Below are 15,918 nucleotides of genomic sequence, written 5' to 3'. Positions count from 1 at the left end.
TTTACTTGATTCTCCTTTGATTGTTTTATTTTAGCTTGCTTATTTCTCAAATACAAACCCATTTCCAAATTTTTTTTTCAAAAAAAAAAAATAAAAAATTTTCTCTAGTGAAATAAGTTAAAATTTAGTTGGATGTTTTTTTATCTTTCTAAATTAGAGGAGTTGAATAAGCAATGGACCACAGAAAAATCTTAAAAGTGACCGCTTCGATGTTATTACTCATGAACGCATCCCAACAGAGTATCATTACATTTGCCGATCACTTAGACAGTGGACAAATGACAGAAGAGGTAGCCAGTCCGACGATTGAAGACCAAACAGAGGACGTCACGATGGAAGTAGCAGAAAGTGAAGAGCCGGAAAAACAAGAAAGTGAGAGCCCAGAATCCTCAGCAACGGTTCCGTCAGAAGTGCCGACAGAACCTACGACAGAGGTTACGCAAGAAGTCAAGACTGAGGCAGAGCAAGCAACTGTCGATTCCACGATTGCTCCAGCTGTGGAAGAAGTAACTGCACCTTCAAATGAACCAGTGATCCCAGATCCCAATGCTCGGACGGTTTGCGAAATACAGGGTGTAGAAGATCAAGTTATTTCTGGTGTATTCGGTACTAGTCAATGGCGGATCGACCAGGAAGGCGTTTTGTACATAGATTCAGGAACTTTAGGAGAAACAACGATGGCTGCTCGGGCGCCTTGGTTTTCCAATCGCTCACTGATCAAAAAAATCGTTTTTACAGGACCAGTAGTCGCAAATGCTGAATCATTAGGGTTATTTTTTGACCTGAATCAGCTAACGACGATTGAAAATCTAGGTAATTTAGATACAAGTCAAGTCACGAATATGGATTATTTCTTTGCATGGTGCCGCCAACTGACATCATTAGATCTTACCACGTTCAATACCCAAAATGTTCGCTCCATGAATTACATGTTCAATGGCTTGTCAGCTATGACCTCATTGAATTTGAGCAGTTTCAATACAGCGAACGTCAGTGACATGAGTCATATGTTCTATGGCATGTCTGCATTGACTTCATTGGATCTATCCAGTTTTGATACGTCGAATGTTTCGAACATGAGTTATATGTTTTACGATTGTTCCGCTTTAACATCATTGGATGTGACAGGGTTTCAAACAGCAAACGTGACGAATTTCAGTCATATGTTCCGTGGCTGTTCTGGGTTGAGTCAACTTGATTTATCGAGTTTTGTGACGAGTCAAGCGACCGATATGTCCTTTATGTTCCATGGCTGTTCAGGATTGCAGGCGCTAGATGTGACTCATTTTGATACGAGCAATGTCAGATTGATGCATTATATGTTCCATGGCTGTTCAGGTTTGACAAAACTTGATGTGAGCCGCTTCGATACAACGAACGTCACTTCGATGTATTATATGTTCTTTGGTTGTTCGGGTCTGACTGAATTAGATGTTTCGAACTTTTCAACAAGTAATGTGACCACGATGAGTTTTATGTTTGCAGAATGTATCAATTTGCAGGCAATCGATGTGAGTGGTTTCGATACAGAAAATCTCCGATTTATGCGAGGAATGTTTAGAAATTGTCAAAATATCACTGAGCTAGATTTATCACATTTTAAAACTGGCAAGGTGCAATGGCAGCAAGAGATGTTTGCTGGTGCCAATTCATTGGCTAAAATCTCTTTAGGTGTCCAATTTTACTCACTAAATGATACCAATATCCCAGAGTTGTTAGCAACAGATGAACATACTGGCTATTGGCAAAATGTGGGAGCAGGTACTGAAGATATCCCGCTTGGTAACCATGTATTAAGTTCCTCTTCATTGATGGCGACTTATCAAAACAGTATGGCAGATACCTATGTATGGCAACCACTTGCTGGTGAGTCGATCCGAGCAGTCGATTCAATGATCTATGTTGGCGATAGCTGGGAGCCGATCGACAATTTTGTCTTAGCAACAGATGAAAATGGTGAATCGATCCCATTCGATGAAAGTATGGTCAGTGGTGAGGTCGATACTACGACAGCAGGTGTCTATCCGGTAACTTATACCAATGGTTCTGCTAGTCAAGAGATCAATGTCACTGTCGAAGAAAGTCAAGAATCTCTTCAAGTGGTCGATTCAACGATCATCGTTGGCGACACTTGGGCGCCAAGTGATAATTTTGTTTCTGCAACGGATAAAACTGGGGCTTCTGTTCCGTTTGATGTGAGTATGGTCAGTGGTGAAGTCGATACGACACAGGTAGGCGAATACAAAATCACCTATACACATGGGGCAATCAGTCATGAAATCACAGTGACAGTCGTTGCGAGTCAAGAAGCAATCAATGCAACTGATTCAAGAATCCATACAGGTGATGTTTGGCATCCTCGTGACAATTTTGTCTCCGCAACGAACAGAGCAGGCGAAACTGTTCCATTTGATGAAAGCATGGTTTCAGGAACCGTTGACACTGGAAGAACAGGAAACTTTGTCATTACATATAGGAATGGCGAAGCATCTCAACGAATCACAGTGACGGTCGTTGAAAATAGAGAAACGATCCAAGCTCAAAACGGTAGTATTTACGTCGGGGATACATGGGACCCAAGTGATCAGTTTGTGTCTGCCACGAATAAAGACGGCGAGATGGTCGCTTTTGATAAAAGCATGGTAACTGGAACCGTTGATACAACAAAAGCAGGTGATTACCCGCTCACTTATACTAATGGTGGAGCGACAGAAGAAGTAGTGGTCGTCGTGAAAGAAAACGGAGAAACGATTGTGACGAAAGATCTTCAGTTATATATCGGAGATACGTGGAAGCCAAGCGATGGTTTCGTCTCGGCAACCAATCGTGCAGGATTTTCAGTCACCTTTGATGAAAGTATGGTATCAGGAACTGTTGATACGAACAAAGAAGGAACTTACACGATCACTTATACTAATGGCTCAGTTTCAGAAACAAGTCAAGTAACAGTGAGCAAACGAGGCGCTGCGGGTGGAAATGGGAACGCAAGCGGAGAAAATCAGGAAAAGAAACAAGCTAATTCTACTGCGACACAACAGAAGAAAGCACAAGAAAATACGGCGAAAAACTTACCAAAAACAGGTGAGTTGCAATCGAGCGCCAGCATTCTTGGTTTAGCGATCGTCAGTGGAACAATTGCTGCTTACATCTACAACAAAAAGAAAAAACGTAAAACTTGATTCGATCAATCAAAAAAGCCAACTTCGTTTCGGAATATTCCTAGACGAAGTTGGCTTTTTTCTACTTAATTATTTTGAAATTGGCTATGATATAAGCTTGAGTAAAGGGTTGGTTGTTGTAGTAGCTCTTTATGGGTTCCTTTTTCAATGATGTCCCCATTTTGCATAACTAATATCATATCTGCATGTTCGATTGTCGAAAGACGATGAGCGATCACGAAACTTGTACGATTTTTAGTTAAAGCATTCATCGCTTCTTGAATCAAGGCTTCGGTACGTGTATCTACACTCGATGTTGCCTCATCCAAAATGACGACCGCTGGATTAGCTAAAATGACCCGCGCAATCGTCAAAAGCTGTTGTTGTCCTTGTGAGATCGATCCGTTTTCGCTTGAAATAATCGTGTCATATCCTTGAGGCAAGGTGCGGATAAAATGATCACATTGGGCAATCTTAGCTGCCTGGATGATTTCTTCTCTTGTTGCATCTTTCTTGCCGTAAGCGATGTTTTCTGCGACAGTTCCTTCAAATAGCCAAGTATTTTGTAAAACCATCCCGAAAAGATGACGTAGCTCTTGCCTTGGCAGATCAGTGATGTCATGATCGTCGAATAAAATCTGGCCATCATTGATTTCATAAAAACGCATCAAAAGATTGACGAGTGTCGTTTTTCCAGCCCCAGTTGGTCCGACGATCGCAACTGTTTGTTTTGGTTTCACGGAGAAGTTAACATCTTTCATCAATGGTTTTTCTGGTGTATACCCAAAACGGACATGTTTGAATTCGATTGCTCCTTGTGGATGAGTGATTGGACTTTCTAAAGCACGATCGATTGCTTCTTCAGGTTCATCCATGATTTCAAAAATCCGCTCGATCGAAGCCATCGCGGATTGGACCGAATTGATGACATAAGAAGCTGTAGAAATTGGTTCAGAAATCTGATTGATATATTGTAAGTAGGCTTGCAGGAAACCAATCGTGATGCCACCAGTTAAGACAGATGAAGCACCAATGATCGCACTAACGATGAAAGCCAATTGATTGATCAAACGAATCGCTGGATAGATCGCAAAATTCATAAATTGTGCTTTTTTGAATGCTTGGGATTGTTTTTCATTTACTTTTTTGACTTCTTCAATCGCTAATACTTGCTGATTAAAGGCTTTGATCACTAGATTACCAGTCAAATATTCTTCCGTTTTATTATTAAGTTCGCCCAATTCTTCTTGGTTGTTATCAGATATTTTTTTATTCTTATTGGCAAATTTTGTCGTGACGATCGCGCTAGTGACAATCAAAACCAGGACAAGAAAAGTCAATTTTATATCGATATAAAACAGCATGATACCAGCTAAAAGGATCGTCACTAGGGAAGTGAAAAATTGATTGATCCCTGTTAACAATACTTGTGACAGTTGATTCAAGCCAGTTGTTGTCCGACTAATGATATCGCCTACTTGATGTCGATCATAAAAAGCCATCGGTAAGGCTTTGAATTTTTTGGTGACTTCTTTACGCACTCGTAGTGTAACACGCTCACTCAATGAAGCCATTGCCCATTCTTGGATAAAGGAAGTAGCACTACTCAGCAAAGAAAAAAGGACCAACAGGATGACAGGTAAAAGTAATGTTTCTTTCACATCTGTTGCAGTCATGTGGTTCAAACCAACTGCTTTGATACGTGCTAAAAGTTGATCGATCCCGATACCCATGATCAAAGGCATCGCAACGACGAGTGTGTTACCGATCAAGCTGCAAAGTAGTGAACCATAGAAGATTTTATGTTCGGGTTGGATCATTTTCCAGAAACGTTTTAAGCTTTGTTTTTTTACAGTTGTTTTAGTCATTTCCATCAAACCCCTCCTTCAAAATACCTTGTGATTTCGCAAATTCTTGGTATGATCGATTGGTTTTCAATAATTCTTCATGCGTTCCTTGTCCGACGATTCGACCTTGGTCTAAAACAATAATATTGTCAGCATTCATGATAGTACTTAGTCGTTGCGCAACAATGATCAGGGTTTTATCCGCCATTTCTTGATGCAAAGCGCGACGTAATTTCGCATCTGTCCGATAATCCAGGGCAGAAAAACTATCATCAAAGACATAGACTTCCGCTGGTTTGACTAAAGCTCTAGCGATACACATTCTTTGTTTTTGTCCGCCAGAGTAATTATCGCCTCCTTGGGCAACAAAGCTATTCAACTTGTCAGGCAGATTTTCTAAGACTTCATCCAATTGTGCGACACGGACGGCTTTCGCCAGTTCTTCATCGGTAGCATTTTTGTTGCCCATCAGTAGATTGCTTAAAATCGTTCCACTAAATAAGAAAGCTTTTTGCGGAACGTAGCTGATATAACTTCGGAGTGTGTCTTGATTCATCTTTGTGATCGGTGTACCTGCTAATTTGATTTGTCCGCTTGATACATCGTTTAGACGTAACAACAATTTCGCAATCGTACTTTTTCCTGAGCCAGTACCACCAACGATTGCTGTCGTCTTTCCTTTTGGTACGACAAAATCAATGGCTTCTAACACAGGATCAGCTGTTTCGTTATAACGAAACGTAACATTTTCAAAAGATAAAAAAGCTTCATCTGTTGGATCAAAAGTCAATTTTTCTTGTTTGTCGGGATCTTTGATCTCAATGTCAGCATGTAAGACTTCTTCGATCCGTTTGAGACATGACATGGATTTTGGCACGATGACAAGCACCATGGCAGCAATCATCAAATAGGCAAGTGTTAACATCGAATATTCCACAATAGCTGTCACTGTCCCGATTTGTAAGGTGCCGTTAGCCACCAAGCCTCCACCAAACCATAGAATCGAGGCATAAACGATACCCATCAATAAAAAGGCGATTGGTGTGACCCATGCAAAGATTCGATTGACACGGATCATTTGTTGCGCATAATTTTTAAATGTTTGATTTGTTCTGTTTTCTTCATAGTCTTGATTGTTGAAGACACGGATCATATTCACGCCAGTAAAAAATTCCCGTAACGTCGTTGTGATACGATCCATTTTTGGTTGGATACTCAAAGACAAAGGGGTTCCTTTTTTCATCAAAAAATAGATGACTACCGCATAGACGAAGATCGAACCTAGTGTGATCACTGTCAATTTGACTGAATGCTCCAACATCATCAAGATCGTAAAAAGTGAAATGATTGGTGCTGGGATGATCATCTGGCAGAACATAACGATCATTTGTTGTACGTTGTCGACGTCATTAGTCATTCTTGTCAAGAGTGATCCGGTGTTGAAATGGTCGACATCTTTCATCGATAATTGCTGGAATTTATCAAAAAAAGTTGCTCGTGTTTGATAGCCAAATCTTGCAGCTAGCAACGCAGAATAGTAACTTGAAGCAACAGCGGCAAAAGAACCGAGTAAGGCAACAAGTAACATTTGTAGCCCGATTTGTTGGATTTGACTCACTTCACCGCTAGCAACCCCATGGTCAATGAGATCAGCGACTAACTTTGGTACGCCTAGCGTTCCTAGAAGTTGTAAACAAATAAATAAGAGAGTAAGTAAAGCAATCCCTTAATTGTTTTTGATAGATGTTTTTAACAAGTTCATGATGTTTTCCTCCTTTTTCCCGACAAATACGAATTCTACACCTTAAAGCTACTTGAAGGTCAAGAGGAAAAAGCATACACTGATCATTGAGGTGAAGTGTATGAAAAAACTTTATTCAATTGGCGAAGTCTCCGAGTTGCTGAATATACCAAGATCAACGATTCGCTACTGGGATGCAGAAGGGTTGATCCACGCAGCAAGACAAGAAGAAAATGGCTATCGGATGTTTGATATTGACGCGATTTTTCAGGTCTATGACATCAATTTTTATCGAAATCTTGACATTCCAATCAAGCAAATGAAAAATCTTTATAGTAAATCCTTGAATGAGCTATTTGAGACTTTAGCTGAAACGGAAGAGCGATTAAATGACGAGCGAAAAATTTTAGAGCAAAAACATAAGGAAGTATTATCAAGAAAAAACCAGTTAAAGGAAATGATCGATAGTGAACCAGATGAATTTCCAGAAGAAGAGATTCCTTTTCAAAAAATTGTCGTGGCAGCTTCTGATGACATTCTCTATTCAAAAGAATATCTAAAAAACTATTCAAGTTTTGTGATTTATTTTCCAGAAAATAGCCAGAACAGTATTTATGGATTCTGTACGGACGAACACACGAAAGAACTCCCAGGATCACAGACGATCTGGCAAAATGATCTTGAAAAAAAATACGTACGCTTTTTATTGAAAGTACAAGTGAATAACACCAAAAACAATAATTTATCTAAAGTAAAAGAAAGCTTGCTTGAGCAAGGCTATCGATCGGGACAGACGATTGGTCAATACTTATTGACCCACACGACAAAAGAAAATCTTTCCTTTGAATATTACCGAGCATGGATCGATGTGAGTGAAGACGAGGGGAATTAGTTGACATTGTTAGTGAATCATGCGATATTATTGAACAATATCAAAGCGTAGAAGAGAAGAGTAACTAATGGGCGAAGGATCAAGAGACTCCGGACGGTGAAAAAGGAGACCAGAAACCTTAGTGAAGATGAACTTGGAGCTTGTTTTACTCAAATTCAGTAGAACCGGATTGCGACCGTTAACTCGCCGGATATCAATTGGTATCGTTGAGGCATTATTTGTGAAAATAATGTAAATAAGGGTGGTAACGCGAAGCATTCGTCCCTTTTGTCAAAATTGGCAAAGGGGATGAGTGCTTTTTTAGTTGCATCCGTTTATCTGCTACTACGCAAAAATAAGGAGGAATTTTTTTATGACTAATCGAACAACATCCCCATTTCGCTATGATATCGTTGGTAGTTTTTTACGCCCCGATCAATTGAAACAAGCACGAAAGGCATATAGCGAATCGCTTATTTCAGCTGCCGAACTGAAAGAGGTAGAAGATCAGGCAATCATCGATTTGATCAAAAAACAAGAAACGGCTGGATTACATGCGGTGACAGATGGTGAATTTCGTCGAAGCTGGTGGCATTTAGACTTTTTCTTTGGCTTACAAGGAATCGAGTTTTTTGTACCTGAGCGGGGGTATCAATTTCATGGAGAAGAGACACGTCCAGGAACAGTGACCGTCACAGAAAAAATCAGCGGAGGGCATCATCCGTTTGTGGAGCATTTTCGATTTACGCGTGCGCATACAAGTGAAGGAATCAAAGTAAAGCAAACGATACCATCTCCAGCTCAATTATTAGTCGAACTGTTACGTCCTGATATCCTACCACTTGTTCGTGCCATCTATCCAGAAAACGAAGAACTTTTTCAAGATATCGTTACCGCTTATCGGCAAGTGATCGCTGACTTATATGAAGCAGGTGCCAGAACGATCCAATTGGATGATTGTACTTGGGGCGTATTAGTAGCACCTTTACCAGAAGGATTTTTAGCAGAGAGTGATAAAGAGGAAAGCGAGATTCGTAAAGATTTGGCGCAGACCTATTTACAAATCAATAATGCGGTTCTTGAAAATCAACCACAGGATCTGATTTTGAATACTCATGTCTGTCGTGGAAATTATCACTCTACTTGGGCAGCAGCAGGCGGATACGAAGCGGTTGCTGAGCCATTATTTACGGACGAAAACGTACATGCCTATTATTTAGAATATGATAACGATCGTTCTGGCGGATTTGAACCACTTGCTAAAGTGAGTGAAGGAAAACTCGTTGTTTTAGGGTTAGTTACCTCAAAATCCGGTGAACTTGAAGACCGCCAAAAAATCATTGAGCGGATCTATGAAGCCACTCGCTATATCCCTTTGGATCGACTATGTTTAAGTCCACAGTGCGGCTTTGCATCAACTGAAGAAGGCAACATCTTGACTGAAGAAGCACAGTGGGAGAAAATCGCCTTGATCAAGAGTATTGCAGAAGAAGTCTGGAATTAAGAGATAGTTTAAGTTTAAATAACTAAGTATATTTTTATGATATAAAATCAGAGAAGACACGAGCGAATGAATGATTCGCAGTGGCTTCTCTTTTAGTTGGTTTCTCAACTTCCGCCTTACTGCTTGGAGCTAAACGGCTTTGTCACGACCTTTGATAAACGGTGTTCGAAAGCCAACTCCTACGACATTAAGTCGAAAGTTGAAAAAATATGGAGAGCTATTTTCCCAACTTCCGCCTTACTGCTTGGAGCTAAACGGCTTTGTCACGACCTTTGATAAACGGTGTTCGAAAGCCAACTCCTACGACATTAAGTCGAAAGTTGAAAAAATATGGAGAGCTATTTTCCCAACTTCCGCCTTACTGCTTGGAGCTAAACGGCTTTGTCACGACCTCTGGTAAACGGTGTTCAATGAGCTGACCTTCAACACTAAGCTAAAAAATCGAAAAATATGAGGAGCTATTTTCCGATTTTCTATCTTACTGCTCAGGTCAGAACGCTTATTTCACGACCTCTAATAAACGGTGTTCAAGGCGCAACACTTCGGACATAAGACAAAAAATAAAAAATGAAAAAGCCATTTTCTATTTTTCTTACTTATGCCTCTGTGCTGATCGCGCCTTTCACGACCTCTTGGGCACAAAGCTTTCTCTTACTACTAAACGGGTGGGGTAGGTTAGGATGATTGGTTCGTCGCGGATTTGATCGATTCTTTCGACGGCTAAGCGAACGGCGGCTTTGCCGATGGATTTGGCATTGATTTGGACGGTGGTCAATCCAGGTGTTAATTTACTGGCTGCTTCAATGTTGTCAAAACTTGCGATCACGATGTCTTTGCCGATGTTCACTTGATATTTTTTCATCGCGCGGTAAACACCGATCGCCATCGGATCGCTGCCAACAAGTAAGGCGGTTGGAAGTGGATCGGCAGTTTGAATCAATTCTTCTGCTAGTCGTTCGCCGTCTTCTTCTGTCCAATTTCCAAGGTAGTGGGTGCTGTAGTCTTGTAATTGATGATCGGACATGAAATGTAGATAGGCACGTACACGTTTTTCATCTTGATTGATCGTTTTGCCTCCTCGTTCATCCATATCGACTTGATAGCCTCCGATATAAGCAATCCGTTGGTGGCCATTTTCTAAAAATAATTCTAAAACAGCTTTGGTCATTCGTTCCAGATCACCATAAACCATATCGACTTCTTGTTGGATGTCAGGGTTATCAACGACGACCAAATGCTGATTTTGTACTAATAGATCAGTGATCGATTGTTTTGTCACTGTTCCTACTACAATGATCGCACCTAATTGATCCAAATCTTTCCATTCTTTAGGATCATCTGAGAGATTGTAGATCCGATTCATACCGATATGCAATCGATTGGCTTCTTCTTCCAACCCCATACGTAATTCTTTATAATAAACATCTTGTTCTTCGCTCGCTTTGCTGATCGTAGAGATCACACCAATCGAGGGCATTCGCTTTTTGATATATTTTCGTTTATTGATATCATAGTTTAATTTTTCAGCAACTTCAAAAATCCGTTTCTTTGTTTCCGGTGCAACATGGATCGTCTTGTCTTGATTCAATACGCGTGAAACAGTCGCTGGAGAGACATTCGCTTTTCTTGCGACGTCACGAATCCCAACCATAAATAATCACTCCCTAAAAAAATCTAAAAAAGTTATTGACAAATTTGTTTAGTAAACAGTATACAGGAGTTAGCTGAAAAGTAAACGGTTTCTAAAAATTTGTGAGGTGAAAAAATGAAGAGACGATCATTGATTGAATTTGATCCAGAAACAAATGTCTTCCATTTGTCGAACACATTGATTTCTTATGTGATGAAGATTGAAGAATCTAACGTGTTGAGCCACGTTCATTTTGGGAAGAAAGTGAGTAACTATTCTGGCAATAAAAAGTATCCGAGAAGAGATCGCGGATTTTCCGGGAATGTTCCTTTGCACGAAGAACGCGCCTTTTCAAAAGATACGTTGCCACAAGAATTTTCTGGACATGGAAGTATGGATTATCGGATACCGGCGACGATCATTATGCGTGAGAATGGGTCAAGCTTGCTTGATTTAAGATATGAAACATATCAAATCCTTCAAGGCAAACCAAAGCTTGCAGGGTTACCGCAAACGTATGTGGTGGATGAGCAGGAAGCACAAACGTTGTGTATCACGTTGAAAGATCGAGAGTTACCGATTTACGTGGACCTTTTTTATACCATTTATGAACAACGAGGGGCAATCATTCGTTCTGCCAAGTACCGTAACCAAACTGGTCAAACGATCTGGCTGGATAAAGCAGCCTCTTTTCAATTGGACTTGACGAATTCAGGAAGATTTTCTGAAGTGATTGCTTTACCTGGAGCACATGCAAGAGAACGTTTGATTTCACGGCAACAGATCACCGACGGAGTGAAAACATTTGAAAGTCGGCGAGGGAGCAGTAGTCATCAAATGAATAATTTTATCGCTTTGACACATTCGCATACAACAGAAACTCTTGGAGAGGCGATTGGTCTGCAGTTTATCTATTCTGGTAATCATGCGTTTGAGATTGAGAAAGATCAAATCGATCAATTAAGAATCGTTGGCGGCATCAATGCCTATCAGTTCCAATGGCAGCTTTTAGACGAAGACGAGTTCCAAACTCCTGAAATGATCCTTTCTTATTCTGATGAAGGACTAAATGGAATGAGCCACGTACACCATGCGTTATTGCGCGAACGAGTGGCTCGTGGGAAGTATCAATATGAACCACGTCCGATTTTAGTCAACAACTGGGAAGCCACTTATTTTGACTTTACTAGCAAAAAGATCGAAGCACTGATCGATGAAGCAGCCGATTTAGGCATGGAAATGTTCGTATTAGATGATGGCTGGTTTGGCAAAAGGGATGCAGACACTTCTTCTTTAGGTGACTGGTTCGAATATGAAGGCAAACTGGCGAATGGGTTGAAGGGAGTGGCGGATTATGCGCATGAGAAAGGACTTAAATTCGGCTTATGGGTTGAACCTGAAATGATCTCGTTGGATTCGGATCTGTACCGACAGACACCAGAATATTTGATGCAAGAACCAAATCGCGCACCTGCAGCCTCACGATCACAATTTGTCTTGGATTTCACACGAAAAGAGGTCCGAGATTCGATCAGTCAACAATTACGAAAGATTTTCGATAAGGTACCGATCGATTATATCAAATGGGATATGAATCGCTCGTTATCAGATGTTTATTCTGCATACGTTGAGAATCAAGGAGAAGTCTATCACCGCTACGTTCTAGGTTTATATGATCTATTAGAAGAGTTGACCACCGCTTATCCTGATATTCTTTGGGAAGGCTGCTCAGGTGGTGGGGGACGTTTTGATGCAGGAATCCTTTACTATATGCCGCAATCATGGACGAGTGATAATACTGATGCAGTGGAACGTATCGACATCCAATATGGAACGAGTCTTGGTTACCCGATCTCCTCAATGGGCGCACATGTTTCAGCGTCACCTAACCATCAAAGCGGCCGTGTCACAGACTTAAAGACAAGAGGAGATGTGGCAATGAGTGGTGTCTTTGGCTACGAACTCGACTTGACTGTGCTAACACCACAAGAAAAGGCAATCATCAAGAAACAGATCACCCTGTATAAAGAAATACGCCAGACGGTTCAACAAGGGAGATTTGACCGCTTAGTGAATCCTTTCGAACAAAATATTGCGGCATGGCAGTTTATTTCTCCTGATAATAAAGAGGTCGTTGTGTTTATGGCTCGCAGATTGACCTCTGGACAACCGCCTTTTCAAGAAATTCGCTTAGTCGGTTTAGCGGAAGGGATGTATCGTGAGAAAAAAAGCTCACTGATTTATTCAAGTTCGGAGTTGATGACGATGGGGCTGTATCTCCCAGATTTTTATGGAGATTTTCAGACAGAAATGTTGCACTTTGAAAAAATAGCTACAGGAAAGGAAGAAGAACATGCAAGCATTGATTGATTGGTTAGATAATCCGCAAGTGTTTCGAGTGAATCAACGAGACGCACATAGCGATCATACGGTCTATGGTTCAAAAGAAGAAACGAGGAGTCAAAGTTCCCGCATACAGTCATTGAATGGCGAGTGGCGGTTCTGCTTTTCCGAAAATGCGGAAAAACGACCAAAACATTTTTTTGAAAAGGATTTTGATGATCGTTCCTTCGGTCAGATCCAAGTGCCTGGTCATATTGAACTAAGTGATTTTGATAAGATCCATTATATCAACACGATGTATCCTTGGGAGGGGCATGAATTTCGTCGGCCTGCGTATACCACTGCTTCAGAACAGGAAATGGCAGGGATGTTCTCCCAAGCGGAAGAGAATCCAGTGGGTTCTTATGTCACAACGTTCCAATTAGCCGAAGGTTTGCAAGGTAAAGATGTGACGATCCGTTTTGAAGGGGTCGAACAAGCGATGTATGTATGGTTGAACGGTCATTTCGTCGGCTATGCGGAGGATTCATTTACCCCGTCCGAATTTGATTTGTCGCCTTATCTGGAAAAGGAGAATCGTCTGGCTGTTGAAGTCCATAAACGCAGTACGGCAGCGTTCTTAGAAGATCAAGATTTCTTCCGTTTCTTTGGGATCTTCCGAGATGTCGTCTTGATTGCGCGGGGAAAGAATCATTTGGAGGACTTATGGTTGCGTCCAAAATTAGACGATACGTATCAAAAAGGAAAATTAGACGTATCCTTATCTTTTGAAAATATCACAGATGAGAGTCATTTACGGATCAGGGTGCTTGATTTAAAACAGCAAACCATTTACGAAGAAGAACATTTGCTCACTGAAAAGATGGAGCTTACCATGGATATCGGTGATGTGACCTTGTGGGATCATTTTTCACCCAATCTTTATACGTTTGAAATTGAAACAAGTGATCATGATGGCGTAACTGAATACGTCGAGTATCCATTCGGTTTTCGAACAATCGAATTAAAAGATAAAGTGATGTATCTTAACGGGAAACGCTTGATCATCAATGGCGTCAATCGCCATGAATGGAGTGAAAAGACAGGGCGTGCGATCACCTTGGCTGATATGGAAAAAGATCTAACTATTATCAAAAATGCCAATATCAATGGAGTGCGGACGTCTCATTATCCAAATCAAATTCCTTGGTATTTTCTCTGCGATCAAGCGGGAATCCATGTGATGGCAGAAACCAATTTGGAATCACACGGTTCATGGCAAAAAATGGGGGCATTTGAACCTTCATATAACGTACCAAGAGGGATACCACAATGGCGCGAAGTGGTTTTGGATCGAGCGAAAACCAACTTTGAGACGTTCAAAAATCATACGAGTATCTTGTTCTGGTCGTTAGGCAACGAGTCGTATGTAGGTGAGAACATCCGCTTGATGAATGAATACTTCAAAACGGTTGATCCAGATCGCTTAGTACATTATGAGGGGAATTATGTCGATCCCGCATTTGAAGCATCGGTTTCCGATATGAAAAGCAGTATGTATGCGTCACCTGCGGCAGTGGCTGATTATTTGGAAAATCAAGCGGATAAACCTTATATCTTATGCGAGTACATGCACGATATGGGAAATTCGTTAGGTGGCTTAGGTTCTTATATGGCACTATTAGACAAGTATGAGATGTATCAGGGTGGCTATATTTGGGACTTTAAAGACCAAGCCATTGAAGTACTTGATCCAATCACGAACCGCAAAGTCATGCGCTATGGCGGCGATTTTGATGATCGGCCAAGTGATTATGAGTTTTCAGGAAATGGTATTGTTTTTGCAAATGGACTAGAAAAACCAGCATTACAGGAGGTAAGATACTATTATGGCAAATACAGCTCCTAAATTAAGGGTGATCTACGGCGACTGTACGTTAGGGATCAAAACAGAAGCTAAGCACTATATTTTCTCTTATACACGAGGCGGTTTGGAATCCCTCAAAAAGCATGAGAAAGAATGGCTTTATCGCGAGACGCAACCGACATTTTGGCGTGCCTTGACGGATAATGATCGTGGTAACGGTTTTGGTTATCGTTCAAGTATGTGGCTTGGGGCTGGGCTTTATCTAAAAGTAGCAGCGATCAACGTCAAGATCGATGAGCAAGCGATCGAGTTGCCGATCGCCCCTGTCAACAATCGCTATAGTAATCAAGAATATGCCGATTCAGTCGAGATCACATTCACCTTAGCTGTCAACACCACTCCTCAGACGACAGTCGATATGATTTATCGTGTGGATGAAGGAGGAGATCTTCAAGTCAAGATGATTTATCATGGCAAAAAAGGACTACCTGAGCTACCAGTACTAGGATTTCGAATGATCATGCCAACAAAAGCCACTCATTTCGAATATGAAGGGCTGTCAGGCGAAACTTATCCTGACCGGAAAGCCGGTGGCGTACCGGGTGTGTATCATGTCGAGGGATTACCGATCCCGCCTTACTTGGTTCCGCAAGACTGTGGTGTTCATATGGATACTAAGTGGGTAGAGATCACTCGAAATACTACGTTGAACAATGCCGATAAAAGCCAGGATGAATTTTCATTACGTTTTGAACAAGCTGATCAACCTTTTGCTTTTGCGGCGTTACCGTTCAAAGCAGAGGAGTTGGAACAGGCAACACACATGGAAGAGCTGCCCCCTGAACGTCGAACGGTTGTTACGATGTTAGCGAAAGTCCGAGGAGTCGGTGGTATTGATTCTTGGGGAGCGGATGTAGAAGAACCGTATCATATCAGTGGCGAAGAAGATCACGAATTCAGTTTTATCATCAAGTAAGA

At 41.1% G+C, this 15,918-nt stretch carries 9 protein-coding genes and 1 other annotated feature; of the genes, 6 read left to right on the top strand and 3 right to left on the bottom strand.

Annotation, left to right across the window (positions count from 1 at the left end; translation table 11 throughout):
* Nucleotides 1-173: 173 nt before the first annotated feature.
* Nucleotides 174-3,179 carry a bacterial Ig-like domain-containing protein gene (locus IGL24_RS08250; protein ID WP_207699855.1) on the top strand — a complete coding sequence of 1,002 codons (3,006 nt, stop codon included), beginning with the start codon at nucleotides 174-176 and terminating at the stop codon, nucleotides 3,177-3,179.
* 65 nt (nucleotides 3,180-3,244) lie between these two features.
* Here IGL24_RS08250 and IGL24_RS08245 read toward each other — a convergent pair whose 3' ends face one another.
* Nucleotides 3,245-5,032, bottom strand: coding sequence for an ABC transporter ATP-binding protein (locus IGL24_RS08245; protein ID WP_207115324.1), 1,788 nt, complete (start codon nucleotides 5,030-5,032; stop codon nucleotides 3,245-3,247).
* Nucleotides 5,019-6,728, bottom strand: a complete 1,710-nt coding sequence (locus IGL24_RS08240) for an ABC transporter ATP-binding protein (RefSeq protein WP_429968515.1) — start codon at nucleotides 6,726-6,728, stop codon at nucleotides 5,019-5,021. Before IGL24_RS08240 ends, IGL24_RS08245 begins: the two co-directional genes overlap by 14 nt.
* Before the next feature lie 139 nt (nucleotides 6,729-6,867).
* Here IGL24_RS08240 and IGL24_RS08235 point away from each other — a divergent pair, with 139 nt between their 5' ends.
* Both IGL24_RS08235 and IGL24_RS08230 read left to right on the top strand, forming a co-directional pair.
* Nucleotides 6,868-7,638, top strand: a complete 771-nt coding sequence (locus tag IGL24_RS08235; RefSeq protein WP_207699857.1) for a MerR family transcriptional regulator — start codon at nucleotides 6,868-6,870, stop codon at nucleotides 7,636-7,638.
* Between the two features lie 39 nt (nucleotides 7,639-7,677).
* Nucleotides 7,678-7,907: a binding site (T-box leader), on the top strand.
* Between the two features lie 83 nt (nucleotides 7,908-7,990).
* Nucleotides 7,991-9,121, top strand: a complete 1,131-nt coding sequence (locus tag IGL24_RS08230; protein ID WP_207699858.1) for a 5-methyltetrahydropteroyltriglutamate--homocysteine S-methyltransferase — start codon at nucleotides 7,991-7,993, stop codon at nucleotides 9,119-9,121.
* Nucleotides 9,122-9,743: 622 nt separating this feature from the next.
* Here the strand turns inward: IGL24_RS08230 and IGL24_RS08225 are convergent.
* Nucleotides 9,744-10,772: a LacI family DNA-binding transcriptional regulator gene (locus IGL24_RS08225; RefSeq protein WP_207700185.1), complete on the bottom strand. Its 1,029-nt coding sequence runs from the start codon at nucleotides 10,770-10,772 to the stop codon at nucleotides 9,744-9,746.
* A gap of 114 nt (nucleotides 10,773-10,886) precedes the next feature.
* Between IGL24_RS08225 and IGL24_RS08220 the strand changes: the two genes are divergently transcribed.
* Genes IGL24_RS08220 through IGL24_RS08210 form a run of 3 tightly spaced genes read left to right on the top strand, consistent with a single transcriptional unit; the run spans nucleotide 10,887 to nucleotide 15,916 of the window.
* Entirely contained in the window at nucleotides 10,887-13,121 is a 2,235-nt protein-coding gene (locus IGL24_RS08220) for an alpha-galactosidase (RefSeq protein WP_207700186.1), read from the top strand.
* Complete coding sequence (locus IGL24_RS08215) at nucleotides 13,105-14,982, top strand: glycoside hydrolase family 2 TIM barrel-domain containing protein (RefSeq protein ID WP_207700187.1); 1,878 nt, start codon at nucleotides 13,105-13,107, stop codon at nucleotides 14,980-14,982. Before IGL24_RS08220 ends, IGL24_RS08215 begins: the two co-directional genes overlap by 17 nt.
* Nucleotides 14,963-15,916, top strand: a complete 954-nt coding sequence (locus IGL24_RS08210; protein ID WP_207700188.1) for a beta-galactosidase small subunit — start codon at nucleotides 14,963-14,965, stop codon at nucleotides 15,914-15,916. The genes IGL24_RS08215 and IGL24_RS08210 overlap by 20 nt, the downstream gene beginning before the upstream one ends.
* The last annotated feature ends 2 nt before the right edge of the window (nucleotides 15,917-15,918 follow it).

It is taken from the genome of Enterococcus sp. DIV2371, from assembly GCF_050498525.1.
Lineage (GTDB): Bacteria > Bacillota > Bacilli > Lactobacillales > Enterococcaceae > Enterococcus_B > Enterococcus_B mangumiae.
The sequence above is the reverse complement of the archived record's forward strand: the minus strand, read 5'-3'. Positions and strand labels throughout refer to the sequence as shown.

Excerpts from the sequence above, each read along its gene's own strand:
- IGL24_RS08250 (WP_207699855.1), top strand. The coding sequence starts at position 174 with ATGGACCACAGAAAAATCTTAAAAGTGACCGCTTCGATGTTATTACTC.
- IGL24_RS08245 (WP_207115324.1), bottom strand. The coding sequence starts at position 5,032 with ATGGAAATGACTAAAACAACTGTAAAAAAACAAAGCTTAAAACGTTTC.
- IGL24_RS08235 (WP_207699857.1), top strand. The coding sequence starts at position 6,868 with ATGAAAAAACTTTATTCAATTGGCGAAGTCTCCGAGTTGCTGAATATA.
- IGL24_RS08230 (WP_207699858.1), top strand. The coding sequence starts at position 7,991 with ATGACTAATCGAACAACATCCCCATTTCGCTATGATATCGTTGGTAGT.
- IGL24_RS08225 (WP_207700185.1), bottom strand. The coding sequence starts at position 10,772 with ATGGTTGGGATTCGTGACGTCGCAAGAAAAGCGAATGTCTCTCCAGCG.
- IGL24_RS08220 (WP_207700186.1), top strand. The coding sequence starts at position 10,887 with ATGAAGAGACGATCATTGATTGAATTTGATCCAGAAACAAATGTCTTC.
- IGL24_RS08215 (WP_207700187.1), top strand. The coding sequence starts at position 13,105 with ATGCAAGCATTGATTGATTGGTTAGATAATCCGCAAGTGTTTCGAGTG.
- IGL24_RS08210 (WP_207700188.1), top strand. The coding sequence starts at position 14,963 with ATGGCAAATACAGCTCCTAAATTAAGGGTGATCTACGGCGACTGTACG.